Origin of the sequence: Spiribacter vilamensis (assembly GCF_004217415.1) — a bacterium.
Taxonomy (GTDB): Bacteria; Pseudomonadota; Gammaproteobacteria; order Nitrococcales; family Nitrococcaceae; genus Spiribacter; species Spiribacter vilamensis.
The window spans coordinates 1,655,755-1,670,783 of the sequence record NZ_SHLI01000001.1; the positions used below are offsets into that span (position 1 = coordinate 1,655,755).

Here is a 15,029-nt window from a genome sequence, read left to right on the forward strand (position 1 = left end):
TTTATCGAACAATAAGCGCGGATATCAGTATTTTTAACCGATGAATGACTTCATTAGGATGTCGCGAGCCTGATCACCGGGGGAATCAATGAGTCTTTATTTTCTACCATTAGTGAGTGCCGCGATACTGGCACTGGCCGCCGTGCTGGCCATCCGGGCACCTGGTCAGCGGCCGCGACGACTGCTGATCGCCGCCGAGGCCGCGACCCTCACCGGCCTCGCTGTCGCCATCGCCACGGCGATCGTGTTCGCACTCGACGGACCGGGCACCAGTCTCCTGGTCGGCGCCGGCGGTATCGGCTTCAGTGCCCGTGTCGATAGCGTCAGTGTCCCGATGATCCTGCTGGTGGGTTTCATCGGCTGGGTGGTAGTGCGCTATGCCCGGGTCTACCTCGACGGCGAGGCCCGGCAAGGCGTCTTCATGGGCTGGCTGCTGGCGGCACTGGCCGCCGTTCTGCTCCTGGTGCAATCGGGCAACCTGGTCCAGCTCGCGCTCGCCTGGATCGTCACCGGTCGCTGTCTCCAGCAACTCCTGTGCTTTTATGCCGAGCGCCCCCGGGCGGTCAGGGCCGCCCGTAACCGGCTGGTGTTCGTGCGGGTCGGTGATCTCGCCCTGCTGGGCGCACTCGGGCTGCTGATCTGGCAATTCGGCAGCACGGACATCGCGTCTGTCCTCGAGAGCGCTCGATCCGTGACCGGCACGGCCGTCACTCAGACAGCCGTAGCCCTGCTGGCTATCACCGCACTGCTCAAGTCGGCCCAGTTTCCCACCCATGGCTGGCTCACCACCGTGATGGAGGCCCCGACGCCGGTCTCGGCCCTGCTCCATGCCGGTGTGGTCAATGCCGGCGGATTTCTTTTGATCCGTCTGGCCGACGTGGCTCTGCTCAGCCCCGCAGTCCTCGCCTTACTGGTCGTGGTAGGTGGTTTCACGGCCCTGTTCGGCGCCATGGTCATGCTGACCCAGTCGGCGGTTAAGACCTCGCTCGCCTGGTCAACCATCGCCCAGATGGGCTTCATGATCATGCAGTGCGGACTGGCGCTGTTCCCGCTGGCGCTTTTGCACATCGTCGCGCATTCCCTCTACAAGGCGCATGCGTTCCTGTTCTCCGGTGCCGCCATTGAGGGTGTCGCCAACATCCGTCGCCCCGGGCCCGTGGCGACGCCGAGTCCGGGGGCGGTCGGCCGTGCATTCCTCATCGCGCTGCTGATCTACGGGATCATCGGGTTTGCATTCGGCCTGGACGAAAAGCCCCCCCAGGCCATCGCCCTTGGCGCCATGCTGATCTTCGGTGTGGCGTATCTGATCGCCCAGGGGCTCGCGGATGCCGCACCGCGGACGCTGACCCGGCGTACCGCCCTGTACTCGGTTGGCGCCTCGATCAGCTATTTCACGCTCCAGGTGGGCGCCGACGCGTTCACCGCCCGCGCGTTGCCGGTGGCGCCCGCGCCCGGCCCCCTGGAATGGGCCCTGCTGATCCTGACCGTTGCCAGCTTCGGACTGGTCGCGCTCGCCCAGGCGCTCTTCCCGCTGTGGGCCTATCACCCGGCCATGGGCGGATTGCGCGTGCACCTCGCCAACGGCCTGTATATCCACGTCCTCGTCGAGCGGCTGCTCGGCCACTACGGAGACCCCCATGTCCGCTGATCCGATGAGCCTCGCCGATGAGGTCGGTCGCCAGATCCCGCCGCTCTGGCCGCTGTCCGCCTCGGTGGCAGTCAATCCGTTTCTCGGCCAGGCGGATCAGACACTCGCATTCACCCATGCCCAGCTGCGCCGGGTGGGCGGTGTCGACGCGATCGCCCCGCGTGCCTTTCGCTGCCGGCAGGTAGACAGCGGGACGATCACCCGGGCCGATCTGGCGGCGGCACTGATGGCGTCACCGCACGCGGACCGGCCCGCCAACTGCGAGCAGCTGATGGCGGCGGCGCGGGCACCTCGCCCCGCGGCTGACCCCGCGCCCACCCTTGCCGAGCTGGCAAAATCGATCTCCGGGACGGACTGGCCGGAGATTGTCGAGGAGCGTTTCGGCCACTGGGCGGCCGGCTACTTCGACCAGGGCCAGGCCCTGTGGGCGGCGCCCCGGCGCGGTGACACCTGGACCGCCTTTCGCAGCCACGCCGTTCACGACCTGACGCCGGAAATTCTCGGTCTCAAAGGATTTGCCCGCTTTGTCGCCGACGCGCCGGATCGCCCCGGCACCTACCTGCAACGCGCCATCGACCGGCTCGGACTGAGTCCCGAAATGCTGCCCGCCTACTGGCACACACTGCTGCTTACGCTGGGTGGGTGGGCGCAGTATGCCCGCTATCAGCAGTGGCAGGCGGAGCTCGAGGGCGGTACCGATTCCACCCTCGTCGAACTGCTGGCGATCCGGCTACTCTGGGACGAGGCGCTGTTCACCCATTACGGCGATGCCCTCGGCCCGGCCTGGGCGGAGGCGAAAGCGCGCTATGCACAGCCCGTCACCGTGACGCCGGACGATGTGGTCGACGAAATCCTCCAGGAGGCGGCCGAGCGCGCCGGTCAGCGCCAGCTTGCCGCGGTAGTGGGCACCGCCGGGCATGAGACCGAATCGGCCATGGCGCAATCCGCGGAGCGTCCGGCCCTGCAGGCGGCGTTCTGCATCGATGTCCGCTCGGAGGTCTTTCGGCGGGCACTGGAAAAGGTCGCTCCCTCGACGCAAACCTTCGGATTCGCCGGCTTTTTCGGTCTCCCGGTCTCGCACCAGGGCTTCGCCTCCGACGTGCAGGAGTCACGGCTGCCGGCACTGCTCGCTCCCGGCCTTCACTCGCGTGCGGGGGGCGGCGACCAGGATCCGGCGGATGCGGCGAAACGCCATACCGCGCGTGCCAAGCGGGCCTGGGGGCGGTTCAAGCTGGCGGCGGTGTCGTCCTTCGCGTTTGTCGAGGCCATGGGACCGGTCTACATCACGCGGCTGATCCGGGAATCCCTGGGACTTGCCGAGAAAACCCTACCCGGCGAGCCGACACCGCATTTCACGCCAGTGCCGGATGCCGACGAGCGTGTCGATACCGCCGAGACAATCCTGCGGGCGATGTCGCTGACCGAGGGGTTCGCGCCCCTTGTCCTTCTCATGGCCCATCACGCGAGCGTCACGAACAATCCCCATGGCAGTGCCCTGCAGTGCGGCGCCTGTGGGGGTTATGCGGGTGACGTCAACGCACGGCTGCTGGCCTCGTTACTCAATGATTCGACCGTTCGGGCCGGGCTCACGAATCGGGGTATCGACATCCCCGACGACACCTGTTTCATGGCCGGGCTCCATGACACGACCCGCGACCGGGTCCGGCTCTACGACCAGGATGTCGACAGGCCGGTGGACGGAAATCGGCTGAAACGCGTGCAGACCTGGATGGCCGGTGCCGGCGAGCTCGCCCGCACCGAGCGCGGCCGATCGCTGCCGCGGGCCGACAGCACCCGCGCCATCGAGCGGCGCGCCCGGGACTGGTCCGAGGTCCGGCCCGAGTGGGGACTGGCCGGCTGTCAGATCCTGATTGCCGCCCCCCGGACCGCTACCCGGGGCGTCGATCTGGGCGGACGGGCGTTCCTCCATGACTACGACTGGCGGCCGGATGCCGGCCAGGACTATCCGGTCCTCGAGCTGATCCTGACCGCGCCGGTGATCGTCGCCAGCTGGATCAGTCTCCAGTACTACGGCTCCGCCGTCGCCCCGGAGCTGTTCGGCGCCGGCAACAAGCTGATTCACAACATCGTCGGTGGCATCGGCGTGCTCGAGGGCAACGGGGGCATGCTGCGGACGGGATTACCGTGGCAGTCGGTCCACGATGGCGAGCGTCAACGCCACGACCCGTTGCGCCTGACCGTTGCCATCCAGGCACCGAAAGAGGCGATCAGCGACACGCTTGCGCGGCATCCGTCGGTGCAATCACTGTTCGACAATCGCTGGCTCCACCTGCTGGCGATGGACAACCACGGCCGGCTCGCCTGGCGTTATACCATCGACGGGCAATGGTCGGCGCTGACGCATCACCCCGAGGCAGACACGGCTTCGACGTCGACAAGCGCCTGAATACGCTAGACTCGGTGCCATGAATGATCATGCGATGCCATGGTCACACCGTGTGGAACGTAACGATGGAGCAAACCCATGCCGAGTACACGGCGTTTATCGACTCTCGGGATTTTAGTGGCGATCGCGCTGCTGATCGCGGGCTGCGCCTCCGTGAGCGGCAGCGGGGAATACAATCGCAGCTACGACTTCAACACGGTGGAGCGCACCGCCGTCATCTCGGTGGACGGGATCGGGGGCCAGGCGGCCCGTGATCAGGTCGCCAGCATGTTCAACCAGGCACTGCTGGGGCGGGGCTATAGCCCGATCGAGCGCAGCCAGATCAAGGCGGTGCTCACCGAGCAGGATTTCTCGCGCTCCGACGTAACGACAGCCTCCGGCGCCGCACGAGCGGGCCAGATCCTCAACGTCGACAGCGTCATACTGGTCAACGTCCCCGAGTTCGGCGATGACATGAGCATGAGCGCCCAGATGGTGGATGTGAACGACGGCACCATCCTCTGGTCGGCCTCCGGCAGTGCGCGTTCCGGCGCGAACATGAGCCGCCGGGCAGGCCAGATACTCGGCGCAATCGGCGGCGGCATCATTGGCGCAGAAGTCGGCAGTGACAGCGGTACCGGTGCCATTGTCGGTGGCGTGGGCGGCGCCGTGGGCGGCGATGTCATTGGCAATGCCCTGTCCACCCGGCGCCAGGAGCAGACCGCCGTGCTGGTGGATCAGCTGACGCGGAGCCTGCCGACGCGCGGGATGGCGGGCGGCGACCCAACGAGATAGGCGGCGGCTATCAATCCGGCCGGACTATTGCATTTTCCCCGCCGCTCGTTCCGGCCTATCATTCCTACTCAATCTCAATTGCAAGGTCTTACCGACATGCCGATGTTCAGTTCCAAGCCCAACGCCCGTCATGATGATGTCCCGCGGCTGGGCATCCTCGTGACCAACCTGGGCACACCCGATGCGCCGACAACGCCGGCACTCCGACGCTATCTGGCGGAGTTTCTGGGTGACCCGCGCGTCGTCGAGATCAACCGGGTGCTCTGGTGGCTGCTGCTGCACGGGGTCATCCTCCGCACCCGGCCGAAGAAGTCCGCTGCTGCCTATGCCGAGGTCTGGGAGGAAGGCGGTTCGCCGTTGCTGACCATCGGCAAGAAACAGACCGCGGCGATCGAAGAGCGGCTTCAGGAGCGCCTTCCCGGCCCGGTCTCGGTCAAGCTTGCGATGCGCTATGGCAACCCGTCCATCCGCGAGAAACTCCAGGAGCTTAGGGACGAAGGGGCGGAGCGCATCGTGGTGCTGCCGCTCTATCCGCAGTACTCGGCAACCACCGTCGGCTCGACCTACGACGCCGTCTTTGACGAACTCAAGAAGTGGCGCAAGATCCCCGAGCTGCGGCTGGTCGGGCAGTACCACGATGATCCCGGCTACATCGAGGCCCTCGCGAACAGCATCCGCGAGCACCGCGAGGCGAATGGCAAGCCCGAGAAAATGCTCTTTTCCTTCCACGGGATGCCGCGGCGTTACCTGCTCAACGGCGACAACTATCACTGCCAGTGCCAGAAAACCGCCCGCCTGGTCGCGGAGCGCCTGGGACTGGCCGACGATGAGTGGCAGGTGACGTTCCAGTCACTGTTCGGTCGCGAGGTCTGGCTGAAGCCCTACACCGACGAGACCGTCAAGGCGCTCGCGGAATCCGGCATGAAGACCCTCGACGTGATCTGCCCCGGCTTCTCCGCCGACTGCCTCGAGACACTCGAGGAAATCGAGGGCGAGAACGCCGAGATCTTCGAGGATAACGGCGGTGAGCATCTGCGCTACATCCGCGCGCTGAACGCCCGCGAGGATCATGTCGACATGCTGACCGACCTGGTGGTCGATCATGTGCAGGGCTGGCCGGAGGCCGATCCGACCGTCAAGCGCAGTCGCCGTGATCCGCAGGCCACGCTCGAGCGTGCGCAGGCAATGGGCAGTGACCAGGCGATGAGCGGCGATCACTGACCATTGTCTTTCTCACCGGTCTCGCGGTGGGCCTCGGGCTCATCGTCGCGATCGGTGCCCAGAACGCCTTCGTCCTTAAGCAGGGTCTCCTCGGCCGGCACGTCCTTGCGGTGTGCCTGACCTGCGCGGTCTCCGACGCGATCCTCATCACCGTGGGCGTTACCAGCTTCGGCCGAGTCACCGAGTGGCTGCCATGGCTCGAGCCGGCGATGCGGACGGCCGGCGCGCTTTTCCTCTTCCTCTACGGCGGGCGGAGCCTGCTAGCCGCCCTGCGCACCCGTGGCGGCCTGCAACCGGACGCTGCCGGCACATATGCCGGTAGCGATCGAGCGAATTCACTGGGGACGACGCTGCTCACCTGTCTCGCGATCACGTGGCTCAATCCGCACGTCTACCTGGACACGGTGGTGATGCTGGGAACGGTCTCGTCGCAGTACGAGGGCGCGCGGGGTGCATTCGCCGGTGGCGCGATCGCGGGGTCTTTCCTGTTCTTCTTTGCGCTTGGCTACGGCGCGCGAGGGTTGCAACGCCTGCTCGCCCGCCCGCTGGCCTGGCGCCTGCTCGAGGCAACTATCGGCGTCCTCATGTGGCTGATCGCCGCGCAGCTGGCTTTGGGGGAATAGAGAGGTTCGGGACAGGCACAAAGTTAAAGTTCGGGACAGGCACGAAGCCGGCCCCGAACTTCATGGCTTATTCGCCGATCACGAGCGAGCGATCACCGTCCAGCGTCCACTCATGCAGCGAACCGTCATAGAGCGAGACATCCGGCAGATCGGCGATCTCGGACATACCGAACCAGGCAAGCGACGATACGTGCCCCGAGTTGCAGTAACTGATCATCGGACCATCCACGCCCGGTAGCATCGCCGAGACGATTTCGCGCGCCGATTCCGGAGAGCGCCAGTAGATGACGCCATCCCGAGACTCGACAAAGAGCGTAAACGGTACGGGACGGGCTCCCGGCAGGTAGCCGCTACCGTCCACGTAATCCTTGCTCATCTGGCCCGTGAACTGCGCCAGCGGACGATTATCCACTAGCTGGGCCGACTGCTCGCCGTCAATCACGGCCTCGACGTCCTCAGTGGACGAAAACAGGGCGTCCCTCGGCGAGCCCGCGGTATAAGTGCCACCCGCCGACGACCCGGGCGAATCCGACACCTGTCCGCCCGCGGCATCCCAGGCGGCCGCACCGCCATCGAGGAGCGCGACGTTGTCATGCCCCAGATACTTCAGTTGCCAGTAAAGGCGCGTGGCGGCCGTGGCATCGCCGTAGACCTTGTCGCCCGCCGGTGCGATGACGATCGCATCGCCATCATCCACACCCAGGCCCTGCATGACGGTCTCGAAGCGCTCCGGTGACGGCGCCAGATACCGAATCGTGCCCTTCATGCCCGGACGCTCGGTCATGAATTCCGACATCCCGACAAACGGCGCACCATCGACGAACCCGGTGGCGTCATAATTGGATGGACGACGCGAGACGTTGATCAGGGTGATTCCCCCTTCGTGATCCAGCGCCCAGTCCGCGTCGACAACCGGTCCGGGGACCGTCACGGGCTCCGTCGTCTGCGCGACCGCGGCTCCGGGCAGCGCGATGGCCACCCCGAGAAGGGCCACGGGAATCAACTCGGGTACTCGCATTTTCACTCCTCCGGTCATCAGAATGTGAAACGACGGACATCCGGATCCGCCACAAGCGCGCCAATCGCCGGTGGCTGAGCGACGCCCACGCCCTCAATCAGATCGGCCTCGGTGAACTCGCGGTTGGGCAGGTAAATAGCGCAGACGTCTACCTGGACACCGTTGTTGATCAGCCCCTGGATCATCTGCGCCGGGCTCGCGTCGGGTCCGCGCAGGGTCTCCGACTCGCCCACCTCCGAGGTCACGGCGAGATCGCCCGCATCGTCGCAAAGCAGGATCTGCGGGTTTGCCCCGTTCTTCTGGGCCTGCATGGTGAGGATCAGGGCCATTGCCTGTGTCTCGTCCTCATCACTGGTCAGGATAGTGAGCATGTCGGGACCGTTCTGCGCCATCGCAACGGCGGAGAACAGGGTCAGGACAAGGGCGGCGAGAAACTGATGCATTGTCTTCATGATAGGTAACCCTGTTGTATCGTGGTGGTAGATCAGTTCTTGCTGCCGCAAGTGTTGACGCCAATCAGGCTGTAGGCCGGGCAGCTACTGAATACGGCGGTGGCGAGTGGCACCACGCCGATCCAGCCCCAGGCCATGCCCTGGCTGAAGACTGCCAGCGCGATCAGCGCCAGCCCCACCACGGCGCGCAGGGCGCGATCGACGGATCCGATGTTTTTATTGAGCATCTCTTTTCTCCTTACGGTACAAGTCTGGTTCAGGTTTAATGGCATTTGCAGTAGGCGCCTCCTGGCGATGACCGTTCAGTGATGAAGTCACACAACGCGAGTGGATTAGTGCAGTGAAAGAAGTCGAAGAGCCCGCAGTGACAGGCAATGCGTTGCTCAAAGCGCTCGATGAAACCACATGGCAACGCGTAGCCGAAGGCGGGAAGCGTCTGCAGATGCCCGCTGGTACGCCGGTCTTCGCGGCCGGCAACCCGTGCCAGGGCCTGCCGCTGGTACTCAGCGGCGAGATCCGCGTCCAGATGATCGGGGCGTCCGGGAACGAAATCGTCCTCTACCGGATCCAATCGGGTGAAATATGTGCGTTGTCTTTCAGCTGCCTGCTCACGCATAGCCATCATCAATCCGAGGCGGTTGTTGAAAAAGACAGCGAGGTGCTGATGATACCGGGAGCACTCACCGAGCGACTGATGGATGACGCGGTGTGCTTTCGGCGGGCGATACTCGAGAGTTACGGCCAGCGGTTGCAGTCGCTGATGCTGGTGATTGAAGAGGTTGCTTTCCGGCGCCTGGATGAGCGACTTGCCCAACGACTTGTCGAGCGTCAAGTGAACGGTCGATTATCCGCCACGCACCAGGATCTTGCGGTAGAATTAGGATCCGCTCGCGAGGTTGTTAGTCGGCTCCTGAAAGAGTTCGAACGTCGCGGGCTCGTTAAACTCGAGCGCGGGCTGATCACTATCACCGATCTTCCGGCGCTCAATCGAATCTGCCAGGTGAAAGCGGACGAAAATACCGCTTGAAGCCGGGGCCGGCGGTGCCGGCACAGGGTAGAGACAAGGCGCATGTGTTGCGCCCTGGTTGCAAAAGACAGAGGCAAATGTCATGGAATTTGATCCGGTACTGATATCGCGAATCCAGTTCGCCTTCATCATATCGTTCCACGCTATCTTCCCGGTGTTCACCATCGGGCTGGCGTCCTACGTCGCACTGCTGGAAAGTCTGCACTTCAAGACCGGCAACCCGGCCTGGGCGCAGCTGTCCCGGTTCTGGACCAAGGTGTTTGCCGTTGCGTTCGGTATGGGCGTGGTCTCGGGCATCGTCATGTCGTTCCAGTTCGGTACCAACTGGAGTAACTTTTCGCAGGCGACGGCCAATTTCCTCGGACCCATTCTGAGTTACGAGGTCGTGACCGCGTTCTTCCTGGAAGCCGCGTTCCTCGGAGTGCTGCTGTTCGGGCGGGACAAGGTTCCACGGGGCACCCACCTGTTCGCAGCATGCATGGTCGCGCTCGGCACCTTCATTTCGGCATTCTGGATCCTTTCCGCCAACAGCTGGATGCATACGCCGGCCGGGTTCGAGGTTCGCGATGGTATGTTCCACGTCACGAGCTGGATGGAGGCGATCTTCAATCCGTCGCTCCCGTATCGGTTCACGCACATGGTGGTCGCCAGCTTCCTGACCGGCAGTTTCGTGGTCGCCGGTGTCAGCGCCTGGTATCTGCTGAAGGGTCACATGGTCGAGGCGAACAAGAAGGCCTTGTCGATGTGTCTCTGGATGATCCTGTTTCTCGCGCCGGCGCAGGCCGTTATCGGTGATTTCCATGGCCTGAACACGATGGAGTACCAGCCGACCAAGCTTGCGGCGATGGAAGGTAACTGGGAGACCCAGGCCGGTGCGCCGCTTCTTCTGTTCGCGCTGCCGAGCAAGGACGCGCAGGGCAACCTGTTCGAGGTCGGAATTCCCAACCTGGCAAGCATCGTCCTCACCCATCATGCGGATGGCGTGGTACCGGGTATAAATGAGGCCTCGCCGGCCGAGCAGCCGCCTGCGTCCATCGTCTTCTGGACCTTCCGGGCGATGGTGGGCATCGGCTTCCTGATGATCGGTGTCGGGCTCTGGGGGCTGGTCCTGCGGCTTCGCCGGCAGCTCTACGAGCCGGGGATTTTCCATCGCCTGATGCCGTTGATGATCGCCGCTCCGTTCATCGCCGTTGTCGCGGGCTGGTTCACCACGGAATCCGGACGCGCGCCCTGGCTGGTCTACGGCATGGTCAGCTTCAGCGAGGGCATCACACCATCGCTGACCGGGTGGATGGCCCTTACCAGCCTGATCGGTTACATGGCGGTCTATGCCGTGATCTACAGCGCGGGTGGCTACTACCTGTGGCGGGTCGTCAAGGGCGGTATGGAAGATTCGGTCCCCGACAATGACGAGGCCGGCGCCCATCCCAAGCGTCCGCTTTCCGGTGGTGGTCCGATCGGTAATGCAACGCCTGCCGCTCCGCTGAAGGGAGACTGGACATGATTGACTTCACGATGATCTGGGCGGCGATTATCGCCTTCGGCGTCATCATGTACGTCCTCATGGACGGCTTCGATCTGGGCGTAGGGATTCTCTATCCCTTCGCCCCGGACGAGGAGTCACGGGATGTCATGATGAATTCCGTCGCGCCCTTCTGGGACGGTAACGAGACCTGGCTGGTGCTGGGCGGTGCCGGCCTGCTGGGCGCCTTCCCGCTGGTCTACTCGGTACTCCTGCCGGCCCTGTACCTGGGTGTTTTCGTCCTGCTTGCCGGCCTGATCTTCCGTGGCGTGGCCTTTGAATTCCGCTTCAAGGCAAGTCGCGAGAGGAAGGGCTACTGGAGCGCGGCGTTCTGCATAGGATCCGGAGTGGCCGCTCTGGCCCAGGGGATCGTTGTCGGTTCCTACATACAGGGCTATCAGACCGAGAACATGGTCTACACGGGCGGTGCTTTCGACTGGTTGACGCCTTTTACACTGGTTACCGGCGTGGGGCTTCTCGTTGGCTACGCGCTGCTTGGCAGCACCTGGCTGATCATGAAAACCGAGGGGGCGGTGCAGGACTGGGCCTATCGAATGGCACCGAGGCTTCTGGCGGGGCTGCTGGGTGTGTTCCTGATCATCAGTTTCTGGACGCCACTGGTCGACGAATTCGTACGCGATCGCTGGTTCAGCAACCTGTTCGTGATCTGGCTACTGCCGGCCGGGGCAATGGGCTGTGCCTACCTTGTCATGCGAGCCGTGCGTCGGCGTGACGAGGGAGTACCGTTCGTCGCCACGATGGGGCTTTTCATCTTTACCTATCTGGGGTTGCTCGCCAGCAAGTGGCCGTATGTCGTGCCCCCGGATTACACGCTGTATGACGCCGCTTCGGCGCCCGAGTCGCAGGCGTTCCTGTTGGTTGGTGTGCTTTTCGTGATCCCTGTCGTTCTGGCCTACACCGCGTGGACCTATTGGGTTTTCCGCGGCAAAGTGCGGGTCGGCGACGGTTATCACTAGGGAATGACGCCGAAGGCATGGCTGGCCCGGCAACGCCGTGAAGTTGTCGGGCCACTCCGGCTGGCCGCGCTGTGCGGCACCATTGAAGGTGGATTGATTATTGCCCAGGCGGGTTTCATCGCCTGGCTGATCCAGCAAGTCATCATGAATGAGCGGCCGCTGGCCGATTTCATGCTCCCGGCCTTGGGCCTGATCGGCGTTGTGGCGCTGCGTCCGGTCTTTGCATCACTCCGATCAGCCGCGGGCATCTCGGCCGCAGCAACGGTCCGGGCTACCGTTCGCCGACGACTCATCCATCATGTCGAGTCTCTGGGGCCAGCAGGCCTGGCCGACGTGAGCAGCGGTGAGCTGAGCAGTCAGCTGACCGATCAGGTGGATGCACTCGACGGATATTTCGCCCGCTACGTTCCGCAGATGACCATCGCCGTGATCGTGCCGCTTTCCATTGCGGTCGCGGCCTATTCCCAGGACTGGATCGCCGCCAGCTTTCTGTTGCTCTCCGCACCGCTCATCCCGCTTTTCATGGCGCTGGTGGGCATGGGCGCGGAACGGCTCAACCGGGATCAATTCCTGGCGCTGGGGCGCCTCTCCGGACAGTTCCTGGATCGCGTTCGCGGTCTGACCACGCTGCGGCTTTTCGGACGAACGCAAGATGCCGCCGATGGCATCGTTTCCGGATCGGACGAGTATCGGCAACGAAGCATGCGCGTCCTGCGCGTCGCGTTCCTGTCCTCCGCCGTCCTAGAGTTTTTCGCCTCGGTTGCGATCGCGGTGGTCGCCATCTATATCGGCTTCGGACTGCTCGGGTACATCGAGTATGGCCCGTCGCCACAGCTCACGCTCTTCAGCGGCCTGTTCATCCTCCTGCTTGCGCCGGAATTCTTCCAGCCGCTGCGGACACTCGCCCAGCACTACCACGACCGCGCCACCGCACTCGGCGCCGCCGAACTGCTTAACGAACTCGAATCACGGCCGACGGCGGAAGAAGGGTTCGGGACAGGCACGTTGCTCGAGGGTGAAAACTTCGGGACAGGCACGTTGCAGATATCCGGCCTGCGCGTCGACCGGGTCGGGCGGGGGACGGTCCTCTACGCAGAGTCCTTCAACGTGGATGCCGGCGAGCGGGTTCTCATTGAAGGCCCATCGGGGACAGGGAAGACCTCCCTCCTCCTGGCCATCGCGGGCCTCCTTCCGCCCGCCTCGGGCGAGATCGATCGCCGCTTCCCGGATCCGCGGATCGGCTGGCTCGGTTCACCGCCTTTCCTCGCCAATGCGAGCATTCGCGCCAATATCCGCTTCGGCAATCCCGAGGCCGATGATCCGATGATCCTCGAGGCAGCCCGACAGGCCGGCGTTATGGAATTCACGGAACGACTGGAACAGGGGCTCGACACCGTCGTTGGTGAACGCGGTCTTTCGCTTTCAGGCGGACAGGCACAGCGCGTCGCCCTTGCCAGGGCACTGGTATCACCGGCGCCGATGATCCTGCTCGATGAGCCCACCAACGCCCTGGACGCGACGACCGAGGCCTACGTTCTACAGGCTATCAACGCGCTGGCAAGCGAGGGTCGGGCCATCGTGATCAGCAGTCATGATGCAGCGCTCCGCACCGTGGCCGATCGACGGTACCGCATCAGTGAGCAGAGGCTCGAGATGATCGCCGATGAATGAGCTTAAACCCTATCTACAGATGCTCACCCGTTATCGTGGACGGCTCATGCTGGGCGCGCTGCTCATGCTCGCGACCAGCGCCTCCGGGATCGGCCTTCTCGCCCTGTCGGGGTGGTTCATCACGGCTACGGCCGTCACCGGTGCGCTACTTGCCGCCGGCGTCGCCGCCACACTCGACGTCTACGTGCCCGGGGGAGGTATTCGGGCGTTCGCGGTGTCCCGGACCGCCGCCCGGTACTTCGAGCGCATCTTCAATCACGACACGGTACTGCGACTCCTGCGGGACCTGCGTGGCCGCGTCTTTACCATGCTCAGCCACCTCAACCCCGCCGAGATGGCGCGTCTTCGCAGTGGCGAGCTCCTGAATCGACTGACCACCGATATCGATCGCCTCGACGGGCTGTACCTTCGCGGTCTCTCTCCTCCGCTAGTCGCGCTCCTCGCCATCTTTATCGTCGGCGCCCTGCTCGCGATCGGCGCACCCTGGCTCGGCGGAATCGTTATTTTGGTGCTGACCACCATGGCGGGCGGGTCACTGCTGGTGTCGTGGCGGACCGGTCAGCGCCTTACCCGCGATGCGGCAGAGTCGTCGGCGGCACTGCGGGCAACCGCCATGGATCACGTCACCGGGCTCTCAGAGCTGACCGCCTTCGGCAGTCTCGACTATCACCGACAGGCGGTTATGGATGCCGATGAACAGGCCCGTCACCGGGACGAACGGCTCGCGAAGCGGATGGCGTATGGCGAGGCATTTCTCAACAGCGGTGTGCAATTAACCGCCATCGGTGTCCTGCTCGTCGCGTTGCACCTCGTCCAGACCGATCAGATCAGCGGCCCCGTCGCTGTCATGATGCCGCTGGCCGTGCTCGCCCTCCTCGAGCCCCTGGGCGTGCTGCCGGCCGCCGGCCTCCAGCTCGCCCGGGCTCGGGCCTCCGCCGAACGACTGCACTACGGGACAGGCACAATCGAGGAGTCTGGCTACAGCACAGAGCCGGCGCTACGCACGAGCGGCCTCCCCGCTGCACCGCGGGTCAGTATTGATTCGGTATCGCTGATCCGGGGCGCGGGGGCGAGGGTCCTTGATCGCTTGAGTCTCGATATCCGGCCGGCAGAGACCGTCGGTATCATCGGGATGTCGGGATGCGGAAAATCCAGCATCGCCGCCATGGTGGCGGGGCAAATCAAGGCTGATAGCGGCACGATCCGGATCGACGGCACCAACATCGGCGACTTCAGCGTCGACTCGCTCTACGCAGACCTGGCCTACCTCACCCAGCAGACCGACCTTTTCAGCGGCACGTTTGCCGGCAACCTCCGGATTGCCAGTCGCGATGCGGATGAGCCGACAATGTGGGCGGCACTCAAGCGTGTCGAACTGGCTGACTTTGTCGCATCCACCGACAACGGGCTCCATACCTGGGTCGGCGAATCGGGAATGGAGTTATCAGCGGGACAGGCACGACGTCTTGCGCTCGCGCGACTTTTCATGCGCAATCCTGCAATCGTGATTCTCGATGAACCGCTCACCGGTCTCGACGAAGACACCGCCCGGGCGGTCTCGGCCACCCTCTCGGAGTGGCTGGCCGAGCGCACCGCGATCGTTCTGGGGCACGGATCGGAGGCGCTGCCAGGCGTTGACCGTTGCCTGGTCCTGCGTGCGGGCGGCCTTTCCGAGGCGATCTGAACAAC

Annotated in this window: 13 protein-coding genes; 10 read left to right on the forward strand and 3 right to left on the reverse strand. The window is 64.2% G+C overall.

Features of this window, described 5'->3' with window-relative positions; genetic code table 11:
• The first annotated feature begins 88 nt into the window (after window positions 1-88).
• The 5 genes from EV698_RS08310 to EV698_RS08330 all read left to right on the forward strand — a co-directional run bounded on the left by EV698_RS08310 (window position 89) and on the right by EV698_RS08330 (window position 6,673).
• Complete coding sequence (locus EV698_RS08310) at window positions 89-1,648, forward strand: proton-conducting transporter transmembrane domain-containing protein (protein ID WP_130503618.1); 1,560 nt, start codon at window positions 89-91, stop codon at window positions 1,646-1,648.
• Window positions 1,638-4,055: a YbcC family protein gene (locus EV698_RS08315; protein ID WP_130503619.1), complete on the forward strand. Its 2,418-nt coding sequence runs from the start codon at window positions 1,638-1,640 to the stop codon at window positions 4,053-4,055. The genes EV698_RS08310 and EV698_RS08315 overlap by 11 nt, the downstream gene beginning before the upstream one ends.
• A gap of 117 nt (window positions 4,056-4,172) precedes the next feature.
• Complete coding sequence (locus EV698_RS08320; protein ID WP_165385759.1) at window positions 4,173-4,829, forward strand: CsgG/HfaB family protein; 657 nt, start codon at window positions 4,173-4,175, stop codon at window positions 4,827-4,829.
• Between the two features lie 96 nt (window positions 4,830-4,925).
• A complete protein-coding gene (hemH, locus tag EV698_RS08325; RefSeq protein WP_207220516.1) occupies window positions 4,926-6,050 on the forward strand; it encodes a ferrochelatase in 1,125 nt (374 codons plus the stop codon).
• Window positions 6,051-6,076: 26 nt separating this feature from the next.
• On the forward strand, window positions 6,077-6,673 hold the full coding sequence (locus EV698_RS08330) for a LysE/ArgO family amino acid transporter (protein WP_239016239.1): 597 nt from the start codon (window positions 6,077-6,079) through the stop codon (window positions 6,671-6,673).
• A gap of 67 nt (window positions 6,674-6,740) precedes the next feature.
• On the opposite strand, the gene EV698_RS08335 is transcribed toward EV698_RS08330, so the two are convergent.
• Genes EV698_RS08335 through EV698_RS08345 form a run of 3 tightly spaced genes read right to left on the reverse strand, consistent with a single transcriptional unit; the run spans window position 6,741 to window position 8,370 of the window.
• Window positions 6,741-7,691 (reverse strand): sulfurtransferase, encoded by a 951-nt coding sequence (locus EV698_RS08335; RefSeq protein WP_130503622.1) that lies wholly within the window; start codon window positions 7,689-7,691, stop codon window positions 6,741-6,743.
• Between the two features lie 17 nt (window positions 7,692-7,708).
• Window positions 7,709-8,143 (reverse strand): DsrE family protein, encoded by a 435-nt coding sequence (locus EV698_RS08340; RefSeq protein WP_207220517.1) that lies wholly within the window; start codon window positions 8,141-8,143, stop codon window positions 7,709-7,711.
• A 32-nt stretch (window positions 8,144-8,175) separates the two neighbouring features.
• Window positions 8,176-8,370 carry a YgaP family membrane protein gene (locus EV698_RS08345; RefSeq protein WP_130503623.1) on the reverse strand — a complete coding sequence of 65 codons (195 nt, stop codon included), beginning with the start codon at window positions 8,368-8,370 and terminating at the stop codon, window positions 8,176-8,178.
• A 113-nt stretch (window positions 8,371-8,483) separates the two neighbouring features.
• On the opposite strand from EV698_RS08345, the gene EV698_RS08350 reads away from it, so the two are divergent.
• The 5 genes from EV698_RS08350 (at window position 8,484) to cydC (ending at window position 15,024) form a co-directional block, all read left to right on the forward strand.
• Window positions 8,484-9,170 (forward strand): Crp/Fnr family transcriptional regulator, encoded by a 687-nt coding sequence (locus EV698_RS08350; RefSeq protein WP_239016240.1) that lies wholly within the window; start codon window positions 8,484-8,486, stop codon window positions 9,168-9,170.
• A gap of 82 nt (window positions 9,171-9,252) precedes the next feature.
• On the forward strand, window positions 9,253-10,674 hold the full coding sequence (locus tag EV698_RS08355) for a cytochrome ubiquinol oxidase subunit I (RefSeq protein WP_130503624.1): 1,422 nt from the start codon (window positions 9,253-9,255) through the stop codon (window positions 10,672-10,674).
• Complete coding sequence (cydB, locus tag EV698_RS08360; RefSeq protein WP_207220518.1) at window positions 10,671-11,669, forward strand: cytochrome d ubiquinol oxidase subunit II; 999 nt, start codon at window positions 10,671-10,673, stop codon at window positions 11,667-11,669. The genes EV698_RS08355 and cydB overlap by 4 nt, the downstream gene beginning before the upstream one ends.
• Window positions 11,670-11,672: 3 nt before the next feature.
• Entirely contained in the window at window positions 11,673-13,340 is a 1,668-nt protein-coding gene (gene cydD, locus EV698_RS08365; RefSeq protein ID WP_130503626.1) for a thiol reductant ABC exporter subunit CydD, read from the forward strand.
• Window positions 13,333-15,024: a thiol reductant ABC exporter subunit CydC gene (cydC, locus tag EV698_RS08370; RefSeq protein ID WP_130503627.1), complete on the forward strand. Its 1,692-nt coding sequence runs from the start codon at window positions 13,333-13,335 to the stop codon at window positions 15,022-15,024. The genes cydD and cydC overlap by 8 nt, the downstream gene beginning before the upstream one ends.
• Window positions 15,025-15,029: the final 5 nt, after the last annotated feature.